Source organism: Pseudomonas sp. NY15364 (genome assembly GCF_048068235.1).
GTDB lineage: Bacteria > Pseudomonadota > Gammaproteobacteria > Pseudomonadales > Pseudomonadaceae > Aquipseudomonas > Aquipseudomonas mendocina_D.
Genome location: NZ_JBLUPX010000026.1, coordinates 38227 through 59843 on the forward strand (window position 1 = coordinate 38227; position 21617 = coordinate 59843).

The window sequence follows — 21617 nt, forward strand, 5'->3', positions numbered from 1 at the left end:
CGAATTCCCTTAGCCAGCCGCTTTAACCAGCGGGTAAACGAAGACTTAAAGAAATGGCCACTATCCACGTAGACGGCAAAGATTTCGAAGTCGATGGAGCAGACAACCTCCTGCAGGCCTGCCTGTCCCTCGGACTCGACATCCCCTACTTCTGCTGGCACCCGGCGCTTGGCAGCGTCGGGGCGTGCCGCCAGTGCGCGGTCAAGCAGTACAACGACGAGAACGACACCCGTGGTCGTATCGTCATGTCCTGCATGACGCCTGCCACCGACAACACCTGGATCAGCATCGACGACGAGGAGTCCAAGGCGTTCCGCGCCAGCGTCGTCGAATGGCTGATGACCAACCACCCGCACGACTGCCCGGTGTGCGAGGAAGGTGGCCACTGCCACCTGCAGGACATGACGGTAATGACCGGGCACAACGCCCGCCGCTACCGCTTTACCAAACGCACCCACCAGAACCAGGAACTCGGCCCGTTCATTTCCCACGAGATGAACCGCTGCATCGCCTGCTATCGCTGCGTGCGCTACTACAAGGACTACGCCGGCGGCACCGACCTCGGCGTCTACGGCGCGCATGACAACGTGTACTTCGGCCGCGTCGAGGACGGCACGCTGGAAAGCGAGTTCTCCGGCAACCTGGTCGAGGTCTGCCCTACCGGCGTGTTCACCGACAAGACCCACTCCGAGCGCTACAACCGCAAGTGGGACATGCAATTCGCCCCAAGCATCTGCCATGGCTGCTCCAGCGGCTGCAACATCAGCCCCGGTGAGCGCTACGGCGAGCTGCGCCGCATCGAGAACCGCTTTAACGGCTCGGTGAACCAGTACTTCCTCTGCGACCGTGGCCGCTTCGGCTATGGCTACGTCAACAATGCGGATCGCCCGCGTCAGCCGTTGCTGGCTGGCCAGGCCATCGGCATCGATGCCGCGCTGGACAAGGCCGCCGAGCTGCTCAAGGGCAAGCGCGTGATCGGCATTGGCTCGCCGCGCGCCAGCCTCGAAGCCAACTTCGCCCTGCGCGAACTGGTGGGTGCCAATAACTTCTATAGCGGCATCGCCGCTGGCGAGCTGACCAATATCCGCCTGATCCGCGACATCCTGCAGAACGGCCCGCTGCCAACGCCGACCCTGCGCGATGTCGAGCTGCACGACGCCATCTTCGTCCTCGGCGAAGACCTGACCCAGACCGCCGCACGCATGGCCCTGGCCCTGCGCCAGGCGGTCAAGGGCAAGGCCACCGAGATCGCTGCCGGTGCGCGGATTCAGGATTGGCACATGGCGGCCGTGCAGAACGTTGCGCAGCATGCTCGTCACCCGCTGTTTATCGCCAGCGTCGGTGAAACCCGTTTGGACGACGTGGCGGCCGAAAGCGTGCACGCCGCGCCGGCCGATCTGGCTCGCATCGGTTTCGCCGTGGCTCATGCCATCGACCCGAGCGCACCGGCCGTCGACGGCCTGGAAGCCGAGGCGCAGGCGCTGGTACAGCGCATCGCCGAGGCCCTGCTGGCAGCCCAACGCCCGCTGATCGTCTCCGGCGCCTCGCTGGGCGACAAAGCCCTGATCGAAGCTGCTGCCAATATCGCCAGCGCGCTGAAGAACCGCGAGAAGAACGGCTCGCTGAGCCTGGTGGTACCGGAAGCCAACAGCCTGGGCCTGGCACTGCTTCTGGATAAAGAGCAGGGCGGCGAGTCCGTCGATGCCGCGCTGGAAGCCTTGAGTGGCGGCCAGGCCGATGCCGTCATCGTGCTGGAGAACGATCTGTACCGCCGCGCCGATGCAGCCAAGGTCGATGCAGCGCTCAGCGCCGCGCAGGTGGTGATCGTCGCCGATCACCAGCGCACCGCCACCAGCGAGCGCGCCCATCTGCTGCTGCCGGCGGCGAGCTTCGCCGAAGGCGACGGCACCCTGGTCAGCCTCGAAGGCCGCGCCCAGCGCTTCTTCCAGGTCTATGAGCCGAGCTACTACGACAGCAATATTCTGATCCGCGAAGGCTGGCGCTGGCTGCACGCGCTGCACAGCACCCTGCAGGGCAAGGCCGTGGACTGGACGCAACTGGATCAGGTCACCGAGGCCTGCGCCGCCAGCAACCCGCTGCTGGCCGGGATCAAGGACGCCGCGCCTAGCGCCTCGTTCCGCATCAAAGGCCTCAAGCTCGCCCGCGAACCGCACCGCTACAGTGGTCGTACCGCCATGCGCGCCAATATCAGCGTGCACGAGCCGCGTCAGCCGCAGGATCAGGACACCGCCTTCGCCTTCTCCATGGAAGGCTACGCCGGCAGCAAGGAAGATCGGCAGCAGATTCCGTTCGCCTGGTCGCCGGGCTGGAACTCGCCGCAAGCCTGGAACAAGTTCCAGGACGAGGTCGGTGGTCATCTGCGTGCCGGCGACCCCGGCGTGCGCCTGCTCGAAGCCGCCGGCAACGCCCTACCCTGGTTCGCCGTCAATGCTGCGTTCAACCCGGCAGCCGGCACCTGGCAGGTGGCGCCACTGCACCACCTGTTCGGCAGCGAGGAAAACTCCGCGCGCGCCAAGCCGATCCAGGAACGCATGCCCGAGCCCTATGTGGCCCTGGCCCGCGATGAAGCGGCCCGTCTGGGTGTGAGCGACGGCGCGCTGCTGGCGCTGCGCGTCAACGGCCAGGCACTGCGCCTGCCGCTGCAGGTGCGTGATGATCTGGCAGTCGGTCTGGTCGGTCTGCCGGTTGGCTTGCCGGGCATTCCGGCAGCAGTCGCCGGTGCCAGCGTGACCCTGTTGCAGGAGGCCGCGCAATGAATTGGTTGACGCCCGAACTGATCGAGATCGTCATCGCTGTACTCAAGGCCATCGTCATCCTGCTGGTGGTGGTGGTCTGCGGCGCGCTGCTGAGCTTCATCGAGCGCCGTCTGCTCGGCTGGTGGCAGGATCGTTACGGCCCCAACCGTGTGGGGCCGTTCGGCATGTTTCAGATCGCCGCCGACATGATCAAGATGTTCTTCAAGGAGGACTGGACGCCGCCGTTCGCCGACGAGTTCATTTTCATCCTGGCACCGATGATCGCCTTTTCGGCGATGCTGATGGCCTTCGCCATCATCCCCATCACCCCGACCTGGGGCGTGGCGGATCTGAACATCGGCATCCTGTTCTTCTTCGCCATGGCGGGTTTGTCGGTCTACGCGGTGCTGTTCGCCGGCTGGTCGAGCAACAACAAGTTCGCCCTGCTCGGTGCCCTGCGTGCTTCGGCGCAAACGGTGTCTTACGAAGTGTTCCTGGCCCTGGCGCTGATGGGCGTAGTGGCGCAGGTTGGCTCGTTCAACATGCGCGACATCGTCGACTACCAGGCGCAGAACCTGTGGTTCATCATTCCGCAGTTCTTCGGTTTCTGTACCTTCTTCATCGCTGCTGTCGCCGTGACCCACCGTCACCCGTTCGACCAGCCGGAAGCCGAGCAGGAGCTGGCCGACGGTTACCACATCGAATACGCCGGGATGAAATGGGGCATGTTCTTCGTTGGCGAGTACGTGGCCATCGTCACCGTGTCGGCACTGCTGGTAACCCTGTTCTTCGGTGGCTGGCACGGCCCATTCGGCATCCTGCCGCAGATTCCGTTCTTCTGGTTCGCGCTGAAAACGGCCTTCTTCATCATGATCTTCATCCTGCTGCGCGCGTCGATCCCACGCCCGCGCTATGACCAGGTCATGGCCTTCAGCTGGAAGTTCTGCCTGCCGCTGACCCTGATCAACCTGCTGGTGACCGGCGCCGTCGTGCTGGCCACGGCCCAGTAAGGAGAGAACCATGTTCAAGTACATCTGGGACGTGCTGGTCGGTACCGGCACCCAACTGCGCAGCCTGGTCATGGTATTCAGCCATGGCTTTCGCAAGCGCGACACCCTGCAATACCCGGAAGAACCGGTCTACCTGCCGCCGCGCTACCGTGGCCGCATCGTCCTGACCCGCGACCCCGACGGCGAGGAACGCTGCGTCGCCTGCAACCTGTGCGCCGTGGCCTGCCCGGTGGGCTGCATCTCGCTGCAGAAGGCCGAGACCGATGACGGGCGCTGGTACCCGGAGTTCTTCCGCATCAACTTCTCGCGCTGCATTTTCTGCGGCCTGTGCGAGGAAGCCTGCCCGACCACCGCGATCCAGCTCACCCCCGACTTCGAGATGGGCGAGTTCAAGCGCCAGGATCTGGTGTACGAGAAGGAAGACCTGCTGATCAGCGGCCCCGGGAAGAACCCGGACTACAACTTCTACCGCGTTGCCGGTATGGCCATCGCCGGCAAGCCCAAGGGCGCCGCGCAGAACGAGGCCGAGCCGATCAACGTGAAGAGCCTGCTGCCTTGAGGAGCTTCTGATGGAATTCGCGTTCTACTTCGCCGCCGGTGTGGCGGTGGCAGCAACGGTCGGGGTGGTCACCAATACCAACCCGGTGCATGCCCTGCTCTACCTCATCGTCTCGCTCTTGGCGGTGTCGATGGTGTTCTTCGCCCTTGGCGCACCCTTTGCCGGGGCGCTGGAAATCATCGTCTACGCCGGCGCCATCATGGTGCTGTTCGTCTTCGTGGTGATGATGCTCAACCTTGGCCCGGCGGCTGCCGAGCAGGAGCGCAAGTGGCTGACGCCCGGTATCTGGGTCGGCCCGGCAATCCTCAGCACCTTGCTGCTCGGTCAGTTGCTCTATGTGCTGCTGAACCACGTCAGCGACGCCCATATCGGCCACACCACAGTGGAAGCCAAGGCCGTCGGTATCAGCCTGTTCGGGCCTTATCTGCTGGCCGTAGAGCTGGCCTCCATGCTGCTGCTCGCCGCACTGGTCGCTGCCTACCACCTGGGCCGCCACGACGCCAAGGAGCCTACCGTATGACCGGCATCCCACTCGAACACGGCCTGGCCCTGGCCGGCGTGCTGTTCTGCATCGGCCTGGTCGGCCTGATGGTGCGGCGCAACATCCTGTTCATCCTGATGAGCCTGGAAGTCATGATGAACGCAGCTGCACTGGCCTTCGTCGTGGCTGGTGCCCGCTGGGGCGCGGCTGACGGCCAGGTGATGTTCATTCTGGTGATCACCCTGGCAGCCGCCGAGGCCAGCATCGGCCTGGCGATCCTGCTGCAGCTGTATCGCCGCTTCAACACCTTGGATATCGACGCTGCCAGCGAGATGCGCGGATGAACCTTCTAGCCCTGACTCTATTCTTCCCGCTGCTCGGCTGGCTGCTGCTGGCCTTCTCGCGCGGACACTTCTCGGAAAACGCCAGCGCCGTCATTGGTGTCGGCTCCATCGGCCTCGCTGCGGCCAGTGCGGTCTGCGTGATCGCGCGTTTTCTTACTGAAGTCCCGGTTGGCGGCTCTTACAGCCTGACCCTGTGGCAGTGGATGAGCGTCGAAGGCCTGGCGCCGAGCTTCACCCTGCATCTGGATGGTCTGTCGGCCACCATGCTCGGCGTGGTCACTGGCGTGGGTTTTCTGATCCATCTGTTCGCCAGTTGGTACATGCGCGGTGAAGAGGGTTATTCGCGCTTCTTCGCCTACACCAACCTGTTCATCTTCAGCATGTTGCTGCTGGTGCTCGGCGATAACCTGCTGGTGCTGTTCTTCGGCTGGGAAGGCGTGGGCCTGTGCTCGTACCTGCTGATCGGCTTCTACTACAAGCACGTGCCCAACGGTAACGCGGCGCTCAAGGCCTTCATCGTCACCCGCATCGGCGATGTGTTCCTGATGATCGGCATGTTCCTGCTGTTCATCAACCTCGACACCCTGAACATCCAGGAGCTGATGGTACGGGCGCAGCAGCAGTACGTGGCCGGTGACGCCTGGCTGTGGGTCGCCACCCTGATGCTGCTGGGCGGCGCGGTGGGCAAGTCCGCCCAGTTGCCGCTGCAGACCTGGCTGGCCGACGCCATGGCCGGCCCGACCCCGGTGTCGGCGCTGATCCACGCGGCGACCATGGTCACCGCTGGCGTCTACCTGATCGCCCGTACCCATGGCTTGTTCCTGCTGACCCCGGAGATTCTCGAACTGGTCGGCGTCGTTGGCGGCGTGACTCTGGTGCTGGCCGGCTTCGCCGCGCTGGTGCAGACCGACATCAAGCGCATCCTCGCCTACTCGACCATGAGCCAGATCGGCTACATGTTCCTCGCCCTCGGCGTTGGCGCCTGGGATGCGGCGATCTTCCACCTGATGACCCACGCCTTCTTCAAAGCCCTGCTGTTCCTCGCCTCCGGTGCAGTGATCCACGCCTGCCACCACGAGCAGAACATCTTCAAGATGGGCGGTCTGTGGAAGAAGCTGCCACTGGCCTACGCCAGCTTCGTTGTCGGTGGCGCTGCGCTGGCCGCCCTGCCACTGCTGACCGCCGGCTTCTACTCCAAGGACGAGATCCTCTGGGAAGCCTTCGCCAGCGGCCATAGCGAGCTGCTCTACGCTGGCCTGGTCGGTGCCTTCCTGACCTCGATCTACACCTTCCGCCTGATCTTCATCGCCTTCCATGGCGAGCAGAAGACCGAGGCTCATGCCGGCCATGGCATCGCCCACAACCTGCCGCTGATGGTGCTGATCGTGCTGTCGACCTTTATCGGCGCCTGGATCACCCCGCCGCTGGCTGGAGTGCTGCCGCAAAGCGTCGGCCATGCCGGTGGCGAGGCCAAGCACAGCCTGGAACTGCTCTCGGGTCTGATCGCGGTGAGCGGTATCGTCATCGCCGCCCTGCTCTTCCTCGGCCGGCGCCGCGTTGCCTCTGCCGTGGCGCAGAGCGCACCAGGCCGTCTATTGAGCGCCCTGTGGTTCGCCGCCTGGGGCTTCGATTGGCTCTACGACAAGCTGTTCGTACGCCCCTACCTTGCGCTCTGCCACCTGCTGCGCCGCGACCCCATCGACCGCAGCATCGGCCTGATTCCGCTGCTCGCGCGTGGCGGCAACGCCGCACTGGTGCGCAGCGAAACCGGCCAGGTGCGCTGGTATGCCGCTTCGATCGCCGGGGGCGCCGTGCTGGTGCTCGCCGCCATCCTCTTTCTGAGTTAAGGAAAACAGCCTGTCATGATTCTGCCCTGGCTAATCCTGATTCCCTTCATCGGCGGCCTGCTGTGCTGGCAAGGCGAGCGCTTCGGCCACGCCCTGCCGCGCTGGATCGCCCTGATCACCATGGGTCTGCTGTTCGTCCTGAGCCTGTGGCTGTGGGTCAGCGGCGACTTCACCCTGGCCCCTGCCCCGGACGGCGGTCCGCGCTGGGCCCACGAGTTCGTCATCGACTGGATCCCGCGTCTGGGCATCACCATCCACCTGGCGATGGACGGCCTGTCGGTGCTGATGGTGGTGCTTACCGGCCTGCTCGGTGTGCTGTCGGTACTCTGTTCGTGGAACGAGATCCAGCACCGCGTCGGCTTCTTCCACCTCAACCTGATGTGGATTCTCGGCGGTGTGGTCGGCGTGTTCCTCGCCGTCGACCTGTTCCTGTTCTTCTTCTTCTGGGAAATGATGCTGGTGCCGATGTACTTCCTCATCGCGCTCTGGGGTCATAGCGGCAGCGACGGTCGCACCCGCATCACCGCTGCCACCAAGTTCTTCATCTTCACCCAGGCCAGCGGCCTGATCATGCTGGTGTCGATCCTGGCTCTGGTGTTCGTGCACTTCAACCAGACTGGCGTGCTCAGCTTCAACTACGCCGACCTGCTGAAGACCGAACTGGCGCCGGGCACCGAATACCTGCTGATGCTCGGTTTCTTCGTCGCCTTCGCGGTGAAGTTTCCGGTGGTGCCGGTGCACTCCTGGCTACCGGATGCCCACGCCCAGGCGCCGACCGCTGGCTCCGTTGACTTGGCGGGTATCCTGCTGAAAACCGCCGCCTACGGTTTGCTGCGCTTCGCCCTGCCGCTGTTCCCCAACGCCTCGGCGGAGTTCGCGCCCATCGCCCAATGGCTCGGTGTGTTCGCCATCGTCTACGGCGCGCTGCTGTCGTTCGCCCAGACCGATATCAAGCGCCTGGTGGCCTACTCCAGCGTCTCGCACATGGGCTTCGTGCTGATCGCCATCTATTCGGGCAGCCAGATCGCCCTGCAAGGTGCGGTGGTACAGATGGTCGCCCACGGCCTGTCGGCCGCCGCGCTATTCATCCTCTGCGGCCAGCTCTACGAGCGCGTGCATACCCGTGACCTGCGCCAGATGGGCGGGATCTGGGCGCGCATGCCCTGGCTGCCGGCCATCAGCCTGTTCTTCGCTGCCGCCGCACTGGGCCTGCCGGGCACCGGCAACTTCGTCGGTGAGTTCCTGATCCTGATCGGCAGCTTCCCCGCTGCGCCCTGGGTCGTGGTACTGGCCGCCTGCGGCCTGGTGCTCGGCTCGGTTTACGCCCTGGCGATGATTCACCGCGCCTACTTCGGCCCGGTGCAACAGGAAGCACCCCTGCCCGGCCTCAAACCACGCGAGCTGGCCATGGTGCTCGGCCTCGGCGTGCTGCTGATTCTGCTTGGCGTTTACCCGCAACCGGTGCTCGATACCTCCGCTGCCAGCATGCACGGCGTGCAGCAGTGGATGGCTGGCGCCCTCGATCAACTCGCCTCGGGCCGGTAAGGGTAAGGATTAGAGACTCATGGAACATCACGCTGTCGACTTCACCCTGCAACACCTGATCGCCCTGCTGCCGCTGCTGGTGACCAGCCTCGCCGCTGTCGTGGTGATGCTGGCCATCGCTGCCAAGCGCAATCACACGGTGACATTCATCCTCTCGGTGGTGGGCCTGAACCTGGCGCTGCTGTCGCTGATTCCGACGCTGGAGGTGGCGCCGCTAGAGGTTACCCCGCTGCTGCTGATTGACACCTTCGCCTGCTACTACATGGCCCTGGTACTAGCGGCCAGCCTGGCCTGCATCACGCTGATCCATGCTTACCTGGGCGGTGATTCGGGCAAGGGCTATCCGGGCAACCGCGAGGAGCTGTACCTGCTGGTACTGCTGTCCGCCGCTGGTGGCCTGGTACTGGTCAGCGCGCAGCACCTGGCCAGCCTGTTCATTGGCCTGGAACTGCTGTCGGTACCGACCTACGGCATGATCGCCTATGCCTTCTTCAACAAGCGCTCGCTGGAAGCCGGCATCAAGTACATGGTGCTGTCGGCCGCTGGTTCGGCCTTCCTGTTGTTCGGCATGGCGCTGCTGTATGCCGAGTCCGGCAACCTGGCCTTCGCCGATATCGGCGCCAGCCTGATGCGCGAGAGCAGCCAGTTGGTGCAGATCGGCATCGGCATGATGCTCATTGGCCTGGCCTTCAAGCTGTCGCTGGTTCCCTTCCACCTGTGGACGCCGGACGTTTACGAAGGTGCTCCTGCACCGGTGGCGGCCTTCCTGGCCACGGCCAGCAAGGTGGCGGTGTTCGCTGTGTTGCTGCGCCTGTACCAGATATCCCCGGCCATGAGCGGCGGCTGGCTGAGCGAGCTGCTGACCCTGATCGCCATCGCCTCGATCCTCGTCGGCAACCTGCTGGCCCTGCTGCAGAACAATCTCAAGCGCCTGCTGGGTTACTCCTCTATCGCCCACTTCGGTTACCTGTTGGTGGCGCTGATCGCCAGCAAGGGGCTTGCGGTGGAAGCCGTCGGCGTGTACCTGGCCACCTACGTACTGACCAGCCTGGGCGCCTTCGGCGTGATCACCCTGATGTCCACCCCTTACAGTGGCCGTGATGCCGATGCGCTGTACGAATACCGCGGCCTGTTCTGGCGCCGCCCGTACCTGACCGCCGTGCTCACGGTGATGATGCTGTCGCTGGCCGGCATTCCGCTGACCGCAGGCTTCATCGGCAAGTTCTACGTGATCGCTGCCGGCGTCGAGGCGCAACTGTGGTGGCTGCTCGGTGCCATGGTGCTGGGTAGCGCCATCGGCGTGTTCTATTACCTGCGGGTGATGGTCACCCTGTTCATGCGCGAACCCAACCTGCATCGCCACGACGCGCCCTTCGACTGGGGCCAGCGTGCTGGCGGCATCATGCTGCTGGTGGTGGCACTGCTCGCCTTCTTCCTCGGCGTTTACCCGCAGCCGTTGCTGGAGCTGGTGCAGCAGGCAGGACTGGTCGCCCTGGCGCAGTAAGCGAAGCCCCGCAAACGAAGAGCCCCCGCAGATGCGGGGGCTTTCTTTTAAGGGTCGCGGCTAAAGCCCCTCCCACACAGATTCATGGTGACTTTTGGGAGAGGCTTTAGCCGCGACGGCGTGTTGCGCTAGCGCCGAGCGACCAAAAACAGACGCGGAAACGGCAACAATACTCGACCATCGACCTGCGCCGGGTAGGCTTCACTGATCGCCGCCTGATAGCGTTCAAGAAAAGCTGCCTGCTGCTCGGCATCCAACGGCTGCAGGAATGGCAGCAACGCAGTGGATTTGAACCACTCCACCACCGCAGCCGCATCGTCCAGCACATGGAAGTAGGTGGTACGCCAGATATCCAGCTCACTGGCCTGAGTCCTGAGGATGTCGTAGTAAGTCTGTGCACTGTGCCGCTCGGCATGACGCACGTCACCAATCAGTTCAGCCCACGGCCCTTTTGCCGCCACTTCGCGGGCCAGACGATGCGCGGGTTCCTGCAGGTTGTCCGGCGTCTGGATCGCCAACCAGCCACCGGGCGCCAACTGCGCGAGCAATCTCGGGTATAGCTGGGCGTGATCGGGCAGCCATTGCAGCGAGGCGTTGGCCAGGATCAGCTGCGGCGCGCACTCGGCCTGCCAGTGCTGGATATCCGCCAACTGGAAAGTCACCTGCGGCAACCGTTCGCGCGCCGCACGCAACATGTCCTCGCTGCTGTCGATGCCGATCACCCGTGCCTCGGGCGCATGCGCCTGCAACACGGCAGTGGAGTTACCGGGGCCGCACCCCAGGTCGACGGCCAACTCGATACCGTCGCGGGGAGCCGCCGCCAGCAGGTCATGCACCGGGCGGGTACGCTGACGTTCGAACAGCGAATATTGCTGGGCGGACCAACTCATGAGAAAACTCCTGGCTTCATTCGACCGGCAGAGGATAACAGGCCACGCGCCGCGCTCCGCCACCGGCAGTTTTCCGCTGTAAAGCTGCTGGCACATGGCGGTTATCCGCCACCTCATGTGCGCCAGATCACAGGCTTTTTACCAGCCCTGGCAGGCTGGCGTAAATTCGCCACACTGGCATAACCCTTGCCATGCACGGATCAGCTCTGAACTGTCTGGGATGCTGCCTATATCCCCATAGCAGAACAGTGGAGCGACCAACACGAGGCCGCCATAAAGGCGTCGCAACCGACAAGAAGAAAAGGAAGCAGTATGTTCAATCCAGTCCGCGCCCTGGCCGCATGCGCCTTGGCGTTAGCCTCTCTTGGTGCCAATACGGCACTGGCCGATGAACCTATCCTGATCAAGTTTTCCCACGTCGTCGCCGATGGCACGCCCAAGGGCCAGGGCGCACTGATGTTCAAGCAACTGGTCGAGGAGCGCCTGGCCGGCAAGGTCAAGGTCGAGGTCTACCCGAACTCCAGTCTTTACGGTGACGCCAACGAGCTGGAGGCACTGCGCAACGATGAGGTGCAGCTGCTGGCACCCTCCCTGGCCAAATTCGAGCAGTACACCAAGCAACTGCAAGTGTTCGACCTGCCCTTTCTGTTCGACGACATCGAAGCGGTCAATCGCTTCCAGAAGCGCTCCAAAGGCCGCCAACTGCTGCGCTCGATGGAAGACCAGAACATCGTCGGCCTGGCCTATTGGCACAACGGCATGAAGCAGCTTTCCGCAACGCGTGCGCTGCATACGCCCGGTGACGCCAATGGCCTGAGCTTCCGCATTCAGCCCTCGGCGGTGCTGGAGGCGCAATTCGGCCAGGTTGGCGCCAGCACCCAGAAGCTGCCCTTCGCAGAAGTGTTCAAGGCGCTGCAGAGCGGCCAGGTGCAAGGTGCGGAGAACCCCTGGTCGAACATCTACAGCCAGAAATTGCACGAAGTACAACCTTTCATCAGCGAAACCAACCATGGCGTGCTGGACTACATGCTGGTGAGCAACTCACGCTTCTGGTACGGCATCCCGCATCAGATCCGTGTGGAGTTGGAAGCCATCATCGATGAAGTCACCTATGCGGTGAACAAACAGGCCGAAGCCGCCAACCAGGCTGACCGCCAACGCATCGTGGATTCTGGTCGCAGCCAGGTCATCAACCTGACCGCCGAGCAGCGCCAGGCCTGGCGCGATGCGATGCGTCCGGTATGGGAACAGTTCCAAGGGCAGATTGGCAGTGACGTGATCAAGGCGGCGCAGACGGTGAACCGCAAGCATCGCGAATGACTCACAGCCGGCATGGCGGTTTTCCGCCACGCCGACTGCTTACTTCCTTCACCTACTGGGGCGCCTGCTGCTGTAGTCGCTCCACCTGCCAGCCGCCGCCGAGAGCAGCGATCAGCTGCACACTGGCAGTCAGCCGGCTACCCAGCAGGGTGAGATTGGTGCGTTCGTTGTTCAGCGCGGTGGCCTGCACGGTAACCACGCTGTTGTAGTCGACGGTACCGGCGCGGTACTGGTTCTCGATCAGACGCAGCGACTCGCGCGCCGCATCCAGCGCCTCCTGCTGCACCCCGCTCTCCTGCTCCAGCACGCGCAGCTGCACCAGGTAGTCCTCCACTTCGCGGAAGCTGTCCAGCACCGCCTGGCGGTATTGCGCCACAGTCTGATCATAGGCGGCTTCGCTGCGCTCCACCTCCGCGCGGCGCGCACCGCCGTCGAACAGGGTCAGTGCCAGTTGCGGGCCCAGCGACCAGAAGCGGTTGGGTACCTCGATCCAGTCGGCGAAGCTGCTGCCCCTATAACCACCGGTCGCCGAAATCGTCAGATCGGGGAACCACGCCGCTTCGGCTACGCCGATCTGCGCGTTGGCCGCCATCACCCGGCGCTCGGCCGCGGCGACGTCAGGGCGGCGCTCGAGCAACTGCGAAGGCAGCGCCATGGGCATCTGGGGCAATGCCGGCAAGCTTTCGCGTGGCGCGATGGACAGTTCGGCCGGGCTGACGCCGACCAGCACGGCAATGGCATGTTCGAGCTGCGCGCGCTGCCACTCGAGATCAATTGCCTGCGCCTGGGTGCTCTTGAGCTGAGTGGTGGCCTGGGTCACGTCGGACTTGGGCACGATGCCGGCTCGATACTGGTTCTCGGTCAGGCGCAGCGAGCGCGCGTAAGCGGCCACTGTCGCGTCGAGCAGGCGCTTCTGTTCGTCGAGAATGCGCAGTTGCAGGTAGTTCTGCACCAGTTCGCTCTGCAGGCTCAGGCGCGCAGCGGCAAGGTCGGCGGCGCTGGCCTCGAATTCGGCGCGGCTGGCCTCCAGGCCCCGGCGCAGCTTGCCCCAGAGATCCAGCTCCCAGGCTGCATTGAGGCTGAGGTCATAACTCTTGGAAATGCTTGACGCTCCAGAACCACTGACGGTGGTGCTGTCACCGCCACCCTGCCCGGCCCGAGTCACCCCGGCGCTGCCGGACAGCGTGGGATAGAAGCTGGCACGCGCACCGCGAACCAGTGCCCTTGCCTGGCGGTACTGGGCCTCGGCGGCGGCCAGGTTCTGGTTGGATGGCTGCAGGCGCTCGGCCAGTGCGTTGAGCTCGGCGTCGCCGTACAGCGCCCACCAGTTGCCACGCTCGAGAACATCTGCCGGCGCGGCGGCTTTCCAGCCCGCGACCTGTTTGAACTGTGCAGGTGCCGCCAGTTCGGGGCGCTGATAGTCAGGCCCCAGGGCGCAGCCGCCCAGCACGCCGGCCAGCAGCAAGGAAACAAGAGTTCGGGCGAAAGGAGCTCGATTCATAACGGATTTTCCAACGAAGCATCGGTGCGCACGCCGCGCCAGCGGTTGACGCGATGGCGCAGGCGGTCGAAATAGAGGTAGACCACAGGAGTGGTGTAGAGCGTCAGCATCTGGCTCAACACCAGACCACCGACGATGGTGATACCCAGCGGTTGACGCATCTCCGAACCTTCGGCACTGCCCAGTACCAGCGGCAAGGCGCCAAGGATCGCAGCCAGGGTGGTCATCATGATCGGTCGGAAACGCAGCAGGCACGCCTGGCGGATGGACTCCTGCGGACTCAGGCGCTCACCGCGCTCCAGTTGCAGCGCCAGATCGACCATCAAAATGGCGTTCTTCTTGACGATACCGATCAGCAGGAACAGGCCCAGCAGCGAGATCAGGCTGAACTCCATGCCTACCAGCTGCAGCGCCAGCAAGGCGCCAACGCCGGCCGACGGCAAGGTCGAAAGGATGGTCAGCGGATGTACGTAGCTCTCGTAGAGCACGCCCAACACGATATACACCACCACCAGTGCCAGCAGGATCATCAGCGGCTGATTGCCCTGGGTCTGCTGGAAGGCCGCACCGGTGCCGCCCAGCATGCCCTGCACTTCGGTGGGCAGGCCGACCCGCGCCACGGCGTTGTCGATGGCGCGGCTGGCCTGATCCAGGCTGACTCCTTCGGCCAGGGAGAAACCGATGTTCTCGGCGGCGAACTGGCCCTGATGGTTGACTCGATCTTCCTCCAGGCTGCGCTCCCAATGGGCGAAGGTGGACAGCGGCACCCGTGCGCCATCGGCGGTGATCAGCTGAATCTGGTCCAGCGCCTCGGGATGCTGGGCATAGAGCGGGTTGATTTCCATCACCACGCTGTACTGGTTCAGCGCTTCATAGATGGTGGAAACCTGGCGCTGACTGAAGGCGTTGTTGAGCACCGCGGTGATCATGCTCATCTCCACACCCAGGCGCTGCGCGGCTTCGCGATCCACCACCAGGCGAATCTGCTGGGCACCACTGTTCTCGCGGGCGTCGATATCGGTCAGTTCGGGCAACGCGCGCAGCGCTTCACGCACCTTGGGCAGCCACTCACGCAGGGCATCGAGGTCGCCCGAGAGCAGCATGTACTCGTTTTCCGAACTGCGCCCCTCGCGCCCACCGATCTGCAGGTCCTGATCCGGCATGAGGAACATACGCCCACCGGGCACCTTCGGCACCGTGGCGCGCAGGCGGTTGATCACCTGTTGCGATGACACGCTGCGCTCGCTGATGGGCTTCAGGCGCACGATCATGAAAGCGTTGTTGATGCCGCCGGAACCGCCGATGAAGCCCGCGACGCTGTCCACCGCCGGATCGGCCAGCACCGCCCTGCGGAAAATCTCCATCTTCGGCTGCATGACCTGGAACGACAGGCCATCGTCGCCGCGGATAAAACCGATCAGTTGGCCGGTGTCCTGTTGCGGCATGAAGGTCTTTGGAATGCTGACGAATAGATAAACGTTCAGCGCGATGGTCGCCAGCAGACTGATGACCATCAGCAACGAATGGCGCAGTGCCCAGTCCAGCGAACGCCCGTAGATGGCCAGCACCCGCGTCTGCAGGCGATCACCCCATTGCTGCAGGCGGCCGCGCGGCTGCTCGTCCTCGGCCTTGAGCCAGCGCGCGCAGAGCATCGGCGTCAACGTCAACGACACCAGCAGGGAAATCACCACCGCCACGGCCAGGGTGATGGAAAACTCGCGAAACAGCCGCTCGACGATGCCACCCATGAACAGAATGGAGATGAACACCGCCACCAGCGACAGGTTCATCGACAGTAAGGTAAAGCCCACCTCGCGCGTGCCTTTGAACGCCGCAGCCATTGGCTTCTCGCCGTTATGGATGTGCCGGGCGATGTTCTCCAGCACCACGATGGCATCGTCCACCACCAGGCCGGTGGCGATGATCAGCGCCATCAGCGACAGGTTGTTCAGCGAGAAACCCAGCAGGTACATGGCGGCGAAACTGCCGATCAGCGACACCGGCACCGCCAGTGCCGGAATCAGCGCTGCGCGCCAACGCCCGAGAAACGCCAGCACCACCAGAATCACCAGGCCCACGGCGATCAGCAGGGTCTGCTCGGCCTCGTGCAGGGTGGCGCGGATTACCGGCGAGCGATCCATCGCCACTTCCAATTCGACGCTGGCTGGAATCACCTCACGCAGCGCCGGCAGCTCGGCGCGGATGTCGCTGATGGTCTGCAGGATGTTCGCCCCGCTCTGCCGATTGATCACCAGCAGCACCGCTTCCTTGTCGTTGTAGAAGCCGCTGTTGTAGCGGTCCTCGACGCCATCGGTAACCGTGGCTACGTCGCCCAGGCGCACGGCAGCGCCGTCCTGGTAGCGGATGATCATCGGCAGGTAATCGGCGGCCTTGGCCAGCTGGTCGCTGGCCTGCACCTGCCAGCGGCGCTGCTCGTCCTCGACCGCGCCCTTGGGACGCAGGGCGTTGCTGGCTGCGATGGTCTGGCGCACTTCGTCAAGCGCAATGCCATAGTGATCGAGCAGACGCGGCTCGAGGGAAACCCTTACAGCCGGCAGCGAACTACCACCGACCTGCACCTCGCCCACACCGCCAACCTGGGACAGCTTTTGCGCCAGGATGGTCGAAGCCACGTCGTACAGCTGGCCCTTGTTCAGCGTGGCACTGGTCAGCGACAGCACCATGATCGGTGCCTGCGACGGGTTGATCTTGCGATAGCTGGGCATGGTGCGCATGCCGCTGGGCAGCAGTTCGCGCGCCGCATTGATCGCCGCCTGTACCTCGCGCGCCGCGGTGTTGATGTCCTTGTCCAGGTCGAACTGGATCATGATCCGCGTGCTGCCCTGGCTGCTGCGGCTGTTCATCTGGCTGACCCCGGCGATCGAGCCGAGCGAGCGTTCCAGCGGCGTGGCCACGGTCGAGGCCATGATCTGCGGACTGGCGCCAGGCAGGCTGGCCTGCACGGTGATGGTGGGGAAATCCATCTGTGGCAGCGGCGCCACCGGCAGCAGGCCGAAGCTGACGCCGCCGAGCAGCATGATCGCCAGGCTCAGCAGCAGCGTGGCGACCGGACGGCGAATGAAGGGGGCCGAGAGGTTCATGCGCGATTGCCCTGCTCCCTCTCCCATTTATGGGAGAGGGTTGGGGAGAGGGCCGATGGCACAGCACGACACCCGCCCTCTCCCCCGGCCCCTCTCCCGCAAGCGGGAGAGGGGAGGAAAAGCCACACACCAGTCATACCGCTACTCCTGCCGCGCTACGCCCACTGAAACGGCGCGACAGGCGATCGAAGTACAGGTAGATCACCGGTGTGGTGAACAGCGTCAGCACCTGGCTGACCAGCAGGCCGCCGACCATCACCAGGCCCAGCGGCTGGCGCAGCTCGGCGCCGGAGCCCGAGGCGAGCATCAGCGGAATGGCACCGAACAGCGCCGCCAGGGTGGTCATCAGGATCGGCCGAAAGCGCAGCAGCGCCGCCTGATAGATCGCCGCCTCAGGCGCCATGCCCTGGTTGCGCTCGGCCTCGAGGGCGAAGTCGATCATCATGATCGCGTTCTTCTTGACGATGCCGATCAACAGGATGATGCCGATGATGGCGATCAGGCCCAGGTCGTTGCCCGTGAGCAGCAGCGCCAGCAGTGCACCAACGCCCGCCGACGGCAGCGTGGACAAAATGGTGATCGGATGGATATAGCTCTCGTAGAGCACGCCCAGCACGATGTACATGGTGACGATGGCCGCCAGAATCAGCAGCAAGGTCGATGACAACGACGCACGGAACGCCTCTGCAGCACCCTGGAACTGGGTATTGATGCCACCCGGAAGGCCGATTTCCTGCTCGACCCGCTCGATTACCGCCACTGCCTCGCCCAGCGACACGCCAGAGGCCAGGTTGAACGACAGCGTCACCGCCGGGAACTGACCGATATGGTTGATCAGCAGACTGGCGGGCCGCTCTTCGATATGCGCCAGGGACGACAGCGGCACCTGCTGGCCGTCGCCGGTGGCGACGTGGATCTGGCGCAGGGCAGCCAGGCCGATACGCCCGCCATCGCGGCTTTCCAGCACCACGCGGTACTGACTGGCCTGGGTGTAGATGGTGCTGATCTGGCGCTGGCCGAAGGCGTCGTACAAGGCATCGTCGATGGTGCCGACATTGATACCCAAGCGCGCCGCTGCGTCGCGGTCGATATCCAGGTAAACCTGCAAGCCGCGGTTCTGCAGGTCGCTGGCCACGTCGGTCAGCTCCGGCTGCTCGCGCAGCGCCTCGACCAGACGCGGCGTCCAGGTTTCCAGCAACTGGCTGTCAGGCGACTCCAGGGTGAACTGGAACTGGGTACGGCTGATGCGATCCTCGATTGTCAGGTCCTGTACCGGCTGCATGAACAACTCGATACCGGGAACCTTCGCCAGCTCCGGACGCAGGCGCTCGATCACCTCGCTGGCGGTGACATCGCGTTCGGCGTGGGTTTTCAGGTTGATCAGCAGACGGCCGCTGTTGAGCGTGGGGTTATCGCCATCCACACCAATCGACGAGGACAGACTCGCCACCGCCGGATCACGCAGGATCACGTCGGCCAGGCGTTGTTGGCGCTCGCTCATGGCGCTGAAGGAAATCGACTGCGGCGCCTCGGAAATGCCCTGGATCACACCGGTGTCCTGAACCGGGAAAAATCCCTTGGGCACCGCCATATACAGCAGCACGGTCAGGCCCAGGGTCGCCACGGCCGCCAGCAGTGTCAACGGTTGGTGACGCAGCACCCACTGCAGCCACACGCCATAGCGTTCGATCATGCGGTCGATCACGCCACCGGCCGCGTGGTAGAAGCGCCCTTCCGACTCGGGCTTTTCGGCCTTGAGCAGACGCGCGCACATCATCGGCGTGAGGGTCAGCGATACCACCAGGGAAATCAGGATAGCCACCGCCAGGGTGATGGCGAATTCGCGAAACAATCGCCCCACCACATCGGCCATGAACAGCAGCGGGATCAACACGGCGATCAGCGACAGGGTCAGCGAGACCAGAGTGAAGCCGATTTGCCGGGCGCCCTTGAGCGCAGCGTTGAGCGGCGTTTCGCCCTCCTCCAGATGACGGGCGATGTTCTCCAGCATGACGATGGCGTCGTCGACCACGAAACCGGTGGCAATGGTCAGCGCCATCAATGTCAGGTTGTTGATGGTGAAACCGGCCAGGTACATCACGCCGAAGGTGCCGATCAGCGACAGCGGAACGACGATGGACGGAATCAGGGTCGCCGACAACTTGCGCAGGAACAGGAAGGTCACCATCACCACCAGGGCGATGGCCAGTAGTAGCTCGTGCTGCACATCGCGCACTGCAGCGCGGATGGTCTGGGTGCGGTCGGTGAGCACCTTGACCTCGACGCTGGCCGGCAGGCCTTCGGTCAGGTGCGGCAGCAGGGTCTGGATGCGGTCGACCACATCGATGACGTTGGCGCCGGGTTGGCGCTGCACGTTCACCAGCACCGCCTGGTTGCGATTGGCCCAGGCGGCCAGGCGCTCGTTCTCGGCGCCGTCGATGATCTCGGCGACATCCTTCAGGCGCAGCGCGGCACCATTCTGATAACTGAGGATCAGCTCGCGATATTCCTCGACCGACTTCAACTGGTCGTTGGCATCGAGCTGGGAAACCCGCGTAGGCCCGTCGAAGTTGCCCTTGGGCTGGTTGACGTTGCTGGCCGTGATCAGGCTGCGCACGTCGGCCAGGCTCAGGCCATAGGAGGCGAGCGCCTCCGGGTTGACGCGGATACGCACCGCCGGGCGTTGCCCGCCGGACAGGGTCACCAAGCCGACACCGCTGGTTTGCGCGAGCTTTTGCGCCAGGCGGGTATCGACCAGGTCGTTGACCTGCGGCAGCGGCATCGACTTTGAACTCACCGCCAGGGTCAGCACTGGCGTATCGGCCGGGTTGACCTTGTTGTACACCGGCGGCGCCGGCAGATCGCCAGGTAACAGGTTGCTCGCTGCGTTGATCGCCGCCTGCACTTCCTGCTCGGCCACCGCCAGCGAGACATCGAGATTGAAGCGCAGGGTGATCACCGAGGCGCCGCCCGAACTGGTCGAGGACATCTGCTTGAGCCCGGCCATCTGCCCGAACTGGCGCTCCAGCGGCGCGGTCACGGCGCTGGTCATCACATCCGGGCTGGCGCCTGGATAGAGGGTCAGCACGCGGATGGTCGGGTAATCCACCTCCGGCAGCGCCGACACAGGTAGCAGTCGGTAGGCGATCAGGCCGCTGAGGAAGATCGCCACCATCAACAGCGTGGTAGCGACCGGCCGCAGGATGAAGGGGCGGGAGATGTTCATGCGTCATTCCGCGCCGCGGTCCGACCAGGCTCACGCCGCCCTTCGCTCTTGGATTCCTGCACGGCAGTGGGGTCGACTACCTCCACTTCGCTACCGTCCCGCAGACGATCGGTGCCTTCCATGACCAGCCGCTCGCCCGGCTGCACACCCTCGCTGACCATGCTGCGTTCAGCGTCGCTGGCGGCGATGGTGACCAGACGGATGCTCACCTTGTTATCGTCACCCACGACGTAGACGAAGGTACCCTGGGTGCCGAACTGCACCGCAGCGGACGGAATGATGGTGGCGGCCTCACGGGTTTCAACGCGCAGACGCACGTTGACGAACTGATTGGGGAAGAGCATCTGCTCGGCGTTGTCGAAGCGCGCCTTGAGCTTGACCGTACCGGTGGTGGTGTCGATCTGGTTATCCAGGCTTTCCAGTACGCCCTCGGCCAGTTTCAGGCGTTCGCCACGATCCCAGGCCTCGACGGTCAGGGTCGTGCCGTCGCGGCGGCGCTGCAGTACAGCAGGCAGATCGCCCTCGGGGATGGTGAAGATCACCGCGATCGGATCGGCCTGGGTGATCACCACCAGGGGGGTGGTATCGCCGCTGCTGACCAGGTTGCCGATATCCAGCTGACGCAGACCGAGGCGACCGTCGATGGGCGCGCGAATCTGGGTGAAGTCGAGGTTGAGCTTGGCCGTGGCGACGTCGGCCTGGTTGCTCTGCAGACTGCCACGGTACTGGTTGACCAGCGCCTGTTGGGTGTCCAGGGTCTGTTTGGCGATGCTGTCTTCGTCGTACAGTCCCTTGTAGCGCTGTAGGTCCAGCTCGGCGTTCTTCAGTTGCGCCTGGTTTTCCTGCAGCGCCCCCTGCGCCTGCTGCAAGGCCACCTGGTAAGGACGAGGATCGATCACCGCCAGCAGGTCACCGGCCTTGACCTGCTGGCCCTCCTCGAACAGCACCTTGACCAGCTCACCGTCGACCCGCGAACGCACGTTGACCGTGTTGTAGGAAGTCACCGTGCCAAGCGCCTTGAGCTCGATGGCGAACTCACCCTGCTTGACCTCGGCCATGCGCACCGGCACAGGCCCCATGTCACCGAAACGGCCACGGCCCATCTGCTGGCTTTCTGGCTTGCTCGGCCAGAACCACCACAGCAGCAGAAGCAGTACGGCGAGCAACGTCAGGCCAATCAGCCACTGACGGGAGGAATTCGATGGAGACGGGGAAGCATTCGACATGGCAGGCGCAATATCACTTTTGATGGGAGTCGGCACGATAAGCACTGGCCCGCGTCAAGCAAAGCCCATTTACCCGCTTTTTACGCTGCCCTTACGTTACTAACTGTTTGAGTCCGCGAAAAAATCTGCATCGGGCAAGGGACTGTCGACGTGCCCAGAACGTTCGGCTTGGTGCACAAATAAAAACGGCCTGCGAACAGACTGTGTGAAAACGTTCTGAACTGAACCGGTTCAATACAAACGCCTCGATTGATTCGGGGCGTTTGTGTTTTTACTGGTGCAATGATGCAAAGTGCAGCGCTCAGGT

General features: G+C 63.9%; 14 protein-coding genes. 9 read left to right on the forward strand and 5 right to left on the reverse strand.

The window, feature by feature from the left end:
• Positions 1–53: 53 nt before the first annotated feature.
• From nuoG to nuoN, 8 genes are read left to right on the forward strand one after another with little or no spacing between them, the layout of a single operon-like run.
• Entirely contained in the window at positions 54–2777 is a 2724-nt protein-coding gene (gene nuoG, locus ACNFCJ_RS18925; RefSeq protein WP_416773019.1) for an NADH-quinone oxidoreductase subunit NuoG, read from the forward strand.
• The gene (gene nuoH / locus ACNFCJ_RS18930) at positions 2774–3766 is read left to right on the forward strand and encodes an NADH-quinone oxidoreductase subunit NuoH (protein ID WP_416773020.1); all 993 of its coding nucleotides are present in this window, start codon (positions 2774–2776) and stop codon (positions 3764–3766) included. The genes nuoG and nuoH overlap by 4 nt, the downstream gene beginning before the upstream one ends.
• A 10-nt stretch (positions 3767–3776) precedes the next feature.
• Complete coding sequence (gene nuoI, locus ACNFCJ_RS18935) at positions 3777–4325, forward strand: NADH-quinone oxidoreductase subunit NuoI (protein ID WP_041979355.1); 549 nt, start codon at positions 3777–3779, stop codon at positions 4323–4325.
• Positions 4326–4335: 10 nt separating this feature from the next.
• Entirely contained in the window at positions 4336–4845 is a 510-nt protein-coding gene (nuoJ, locus tag ACNFCJ_RS18940) for an NADH-quinone oxidoreductase subunit J (RefSeq protein ID WP_416773022.1), read from the forward strand.
• On the forward strand, positions 4842–5150 hold the full coding sequence (nuoK, locus tag ACNFCJ_RS18945; protein ID WP_003460477.1) for an NADH-quinone oxidoreductase subunit NuoK: 309 nt from the start codon (positions 4842–4844) through the stop codon (positions 5148–5150). The genes nuoJ and nuoK overlap by 4 nt, the downstream gene beginning before the upstream one ends.
• A complete protein-coding gene (gene nuoL / locus ACNFCJ_RS18950) occupies positions 5147–6997 on the forward strand; it encodes an NADH-quinone oxidoreductase subunit L (RefSeq protein WP_416773024.1) in 1851 nt (616 codons plus the stop codon). Before nuoK ends, nuoL begins: the two co-directional genes overlap by 4 nt.
• Positions 6998–7012: 15 nt before the next feature.
• Entirely contained in the window at positions 7013–8542 is a 1530-nt protein-coding gene (gene nuoM / locus ACNFCJ_RS18955; RefSeq protein WP_416773026.1) for an NADH-quinone oxidoreductase subunit M, read from the forward strand.
• Between the two features lie 19 nt (positions 8543–8561).
• Positions 8562–10046, forward strand: coding sequence for an NADH-quinone oxidoreductase subunit NuoN (gene nuoN, locus ACNFCJ_RS18960; RefSeq protein ID WP_416773027.1), 1485 nt, complete (start codon positions 8562–8564; stop codon positions 10044–10046).
• A gap of 128 nt (positions 10047–10174) precedes the next feature.
• Here the strand turns inward: nuoN and tam are convergent, their stop codons facing one another.
• Positions 10175–10936, reverse strand: coding sequence for a trans-aconitate 2-methyltransferase (tam, locus tag ACNFCJ_RS18965; RefSeq protein WP_416773029.1), 762 nt, complete (start codon positions 10934–10936; stop codon positions 10175–10177).
• Between the two features lie 312 nt (positions 10937–11248).
• Here tam and ACNFCJ_RS18970 point away from each other — a divergent pair, with 312 nt between their 5' ends.
• Positions 11249–12256, forward strand: coding sequence for a TRAP transporter substrate-binding protein (locus tag ACNFCJ_RS18970; RefSeq protein ID WP_256836962.1), 1008 nt, complete (start codon positions 11249–11251; stop codon positions 12254–12256).
• Positions 12257–12308: 52 nt separating this feature from the next.
• Here the strand turns inward: ACNFCJ_RS18970 and ACNFCJ_RS18975 are convergent, their stop codons facing one another.
• The 4 genes from ACNFCJ_RS18975 to ACNFCJ_RS18990 all read right to left on the reverse strand — a co-directional run bounded on the left by ACNFCJ_RS18975 (position 12309) and on the right by ACNFCJ_RS18990 (position 21310).
• Positions 12309–13757, reverse strand: coding sequence for an efflux transporter outer membrane subunit (locus ACNFCJ_RS18975; RefSeq protein WP_416773032.1), 1449 nt, complete (start codon positions 13755–13757; stop codon positions 12309–12311).
• Positions 13754–16858 (reverse strand): multidrug efflux RND transporter permease subunit, encoded by a 3105-nt coding sequence (locus ACNFCJ_RS18980; protein ID WP_416773034.1) that lies wholly within the window; start codon positions 16856–16858, stop codon positions 13754–13756. Before ACNFCJ_RS18980 ends, ACNFCJ_RS18975 begins: the two co-directional genes overlap by 4 nt.
• Positions 16859–16991: 133 nt before the next feature.
• Positions 16992–20084, reverse strand: a complete 3093-nt coding sequence (locus ACNFCJ_RS18985; RefSeq protein WP_416773036.1) for an MdtB/MuxB family multidrug efflux RND transporter permease subunit — start codon at positions 20082–20084, stop codon at positions 16992–16994.
• Positions 20081–21310: an MdtA/MuxA family multidrug efflux RND transporter periplasmic adaptor subunit gene (locus tag ACNFCJ_RS18990; RefSeq protein ID WP_416773037.1), complete on the reverse strand. Its 1230-nt coding sequence runs from the start codon at positions 21308–21310 to the stop codon at positions 20081–20083. The genes ACNFCJ_RS18985 and ACNFCJ_RS18990 overlap by 4 nt, the downstream gene beginning before the upstream one ends.
• Positions 21311–21617: the final 307 nt, after the last annotated feature.

Excerpts from the sequence above, each read along its gene's own strand:
- ACNFCJ_RS18990 (WP_416773037.1), bottom strand. The coding sequence starts at position 21,310 with ATGTCGAATGCTTCCCCGTCTCCATCGAATTCCTCCCGTCAGTGGCTG.
- ACNFCJ_RS18975 (WP_416773032.1), bottom strand. The coding sequence starts at position 13,757 with ATGAATCGAGCTCCTTTCGCCCGAACTCTTGTTTCCTTGCTGCTGGCC.
- nuoL (WP_416773024.1), top strand. The coding sequence starts at position 5,147 with ATGAACCTTCTAGCCCTGACTCTATTCTTCCCGCTGCTCGGCTGGCTG.
- ACNFCJ_RS18980 (WP_416773034.1), bottom strand. The coding sequence starts at position 16,858 with ATGAACCTCTCGGCCCCCTTCATTCGCCGTCCGGTCGCCACGCTGCTG.
- nuoG (WP_416773019.1), top strand. The coding sequence starts at position 54 with ATGGCCACTATCCACGTAGACGGCAAAGATTTCGAAGTCGATGGAGCA.
- nuoH (WP_416773020.1), top strand. The coding sequence starts at position 2,774 with ATGAATTGGTTGACGCCCGAACTGATCGAGATCGTCATCGCTGTACTC.
- nuoJ (WP_416773022.1), top strand. The coding sequence starts at position 4,336 with ATGGAATTCGCGTTCTACTTCGCCGCCGGTGTGGCGGTGGCAGCAACG.
- tam (WP_416773029.1), bottom strand. The coding sequence starts at position 10,936 with ATGAGTTGGTCCGCCCAGCAATATTCGCTGTTCGAACGTCAGCGTACC.
- nuoK (WP_003460477.1), top strand. The coding sequence starts at position 4,842 with ATGACCGGCATCCCACTCGAACACGGCCTGGCCCTGGCCGGCGTGCTG.
- ACNFCJ_RS18985 (WP_416773036.1), bottom strand. The coding sequence starts at position 20,084 with ATGAACATCTCCCGCCCCTTCATCCTGCGGCCGGTCGCTACCACGCTG.
- nuoI (WP_041979355.1), top strand. The coding sequence starts at position 3,777 with ATGTTCAAGTACATCTGGGACGTGCTGGTCGGTACCGGCACCCAACTG.
- nuoN (WP_416773027.1), top strand. The coding sequence starts at position 8,562 with ATGGAACATCACGCTGTCGACTTCACCCTGCAACACCTGATCGCCCTG.
- nuoM (WP_416773026.1), top strand. The coding sequence starts at position 7,013 with ATGATTCTGCCCTGGCTAATCCTGATTCCCTTCATCGGCGGCCTGCTG.
- ACNFCJ_RS18970 (WP_256836962.1), top strand. The coding sequence starts at position 11,249 with ATGTTCAATCCAGTCCGCGCCCTGGCCGCATGCGCCTTGGCGTTAGCC.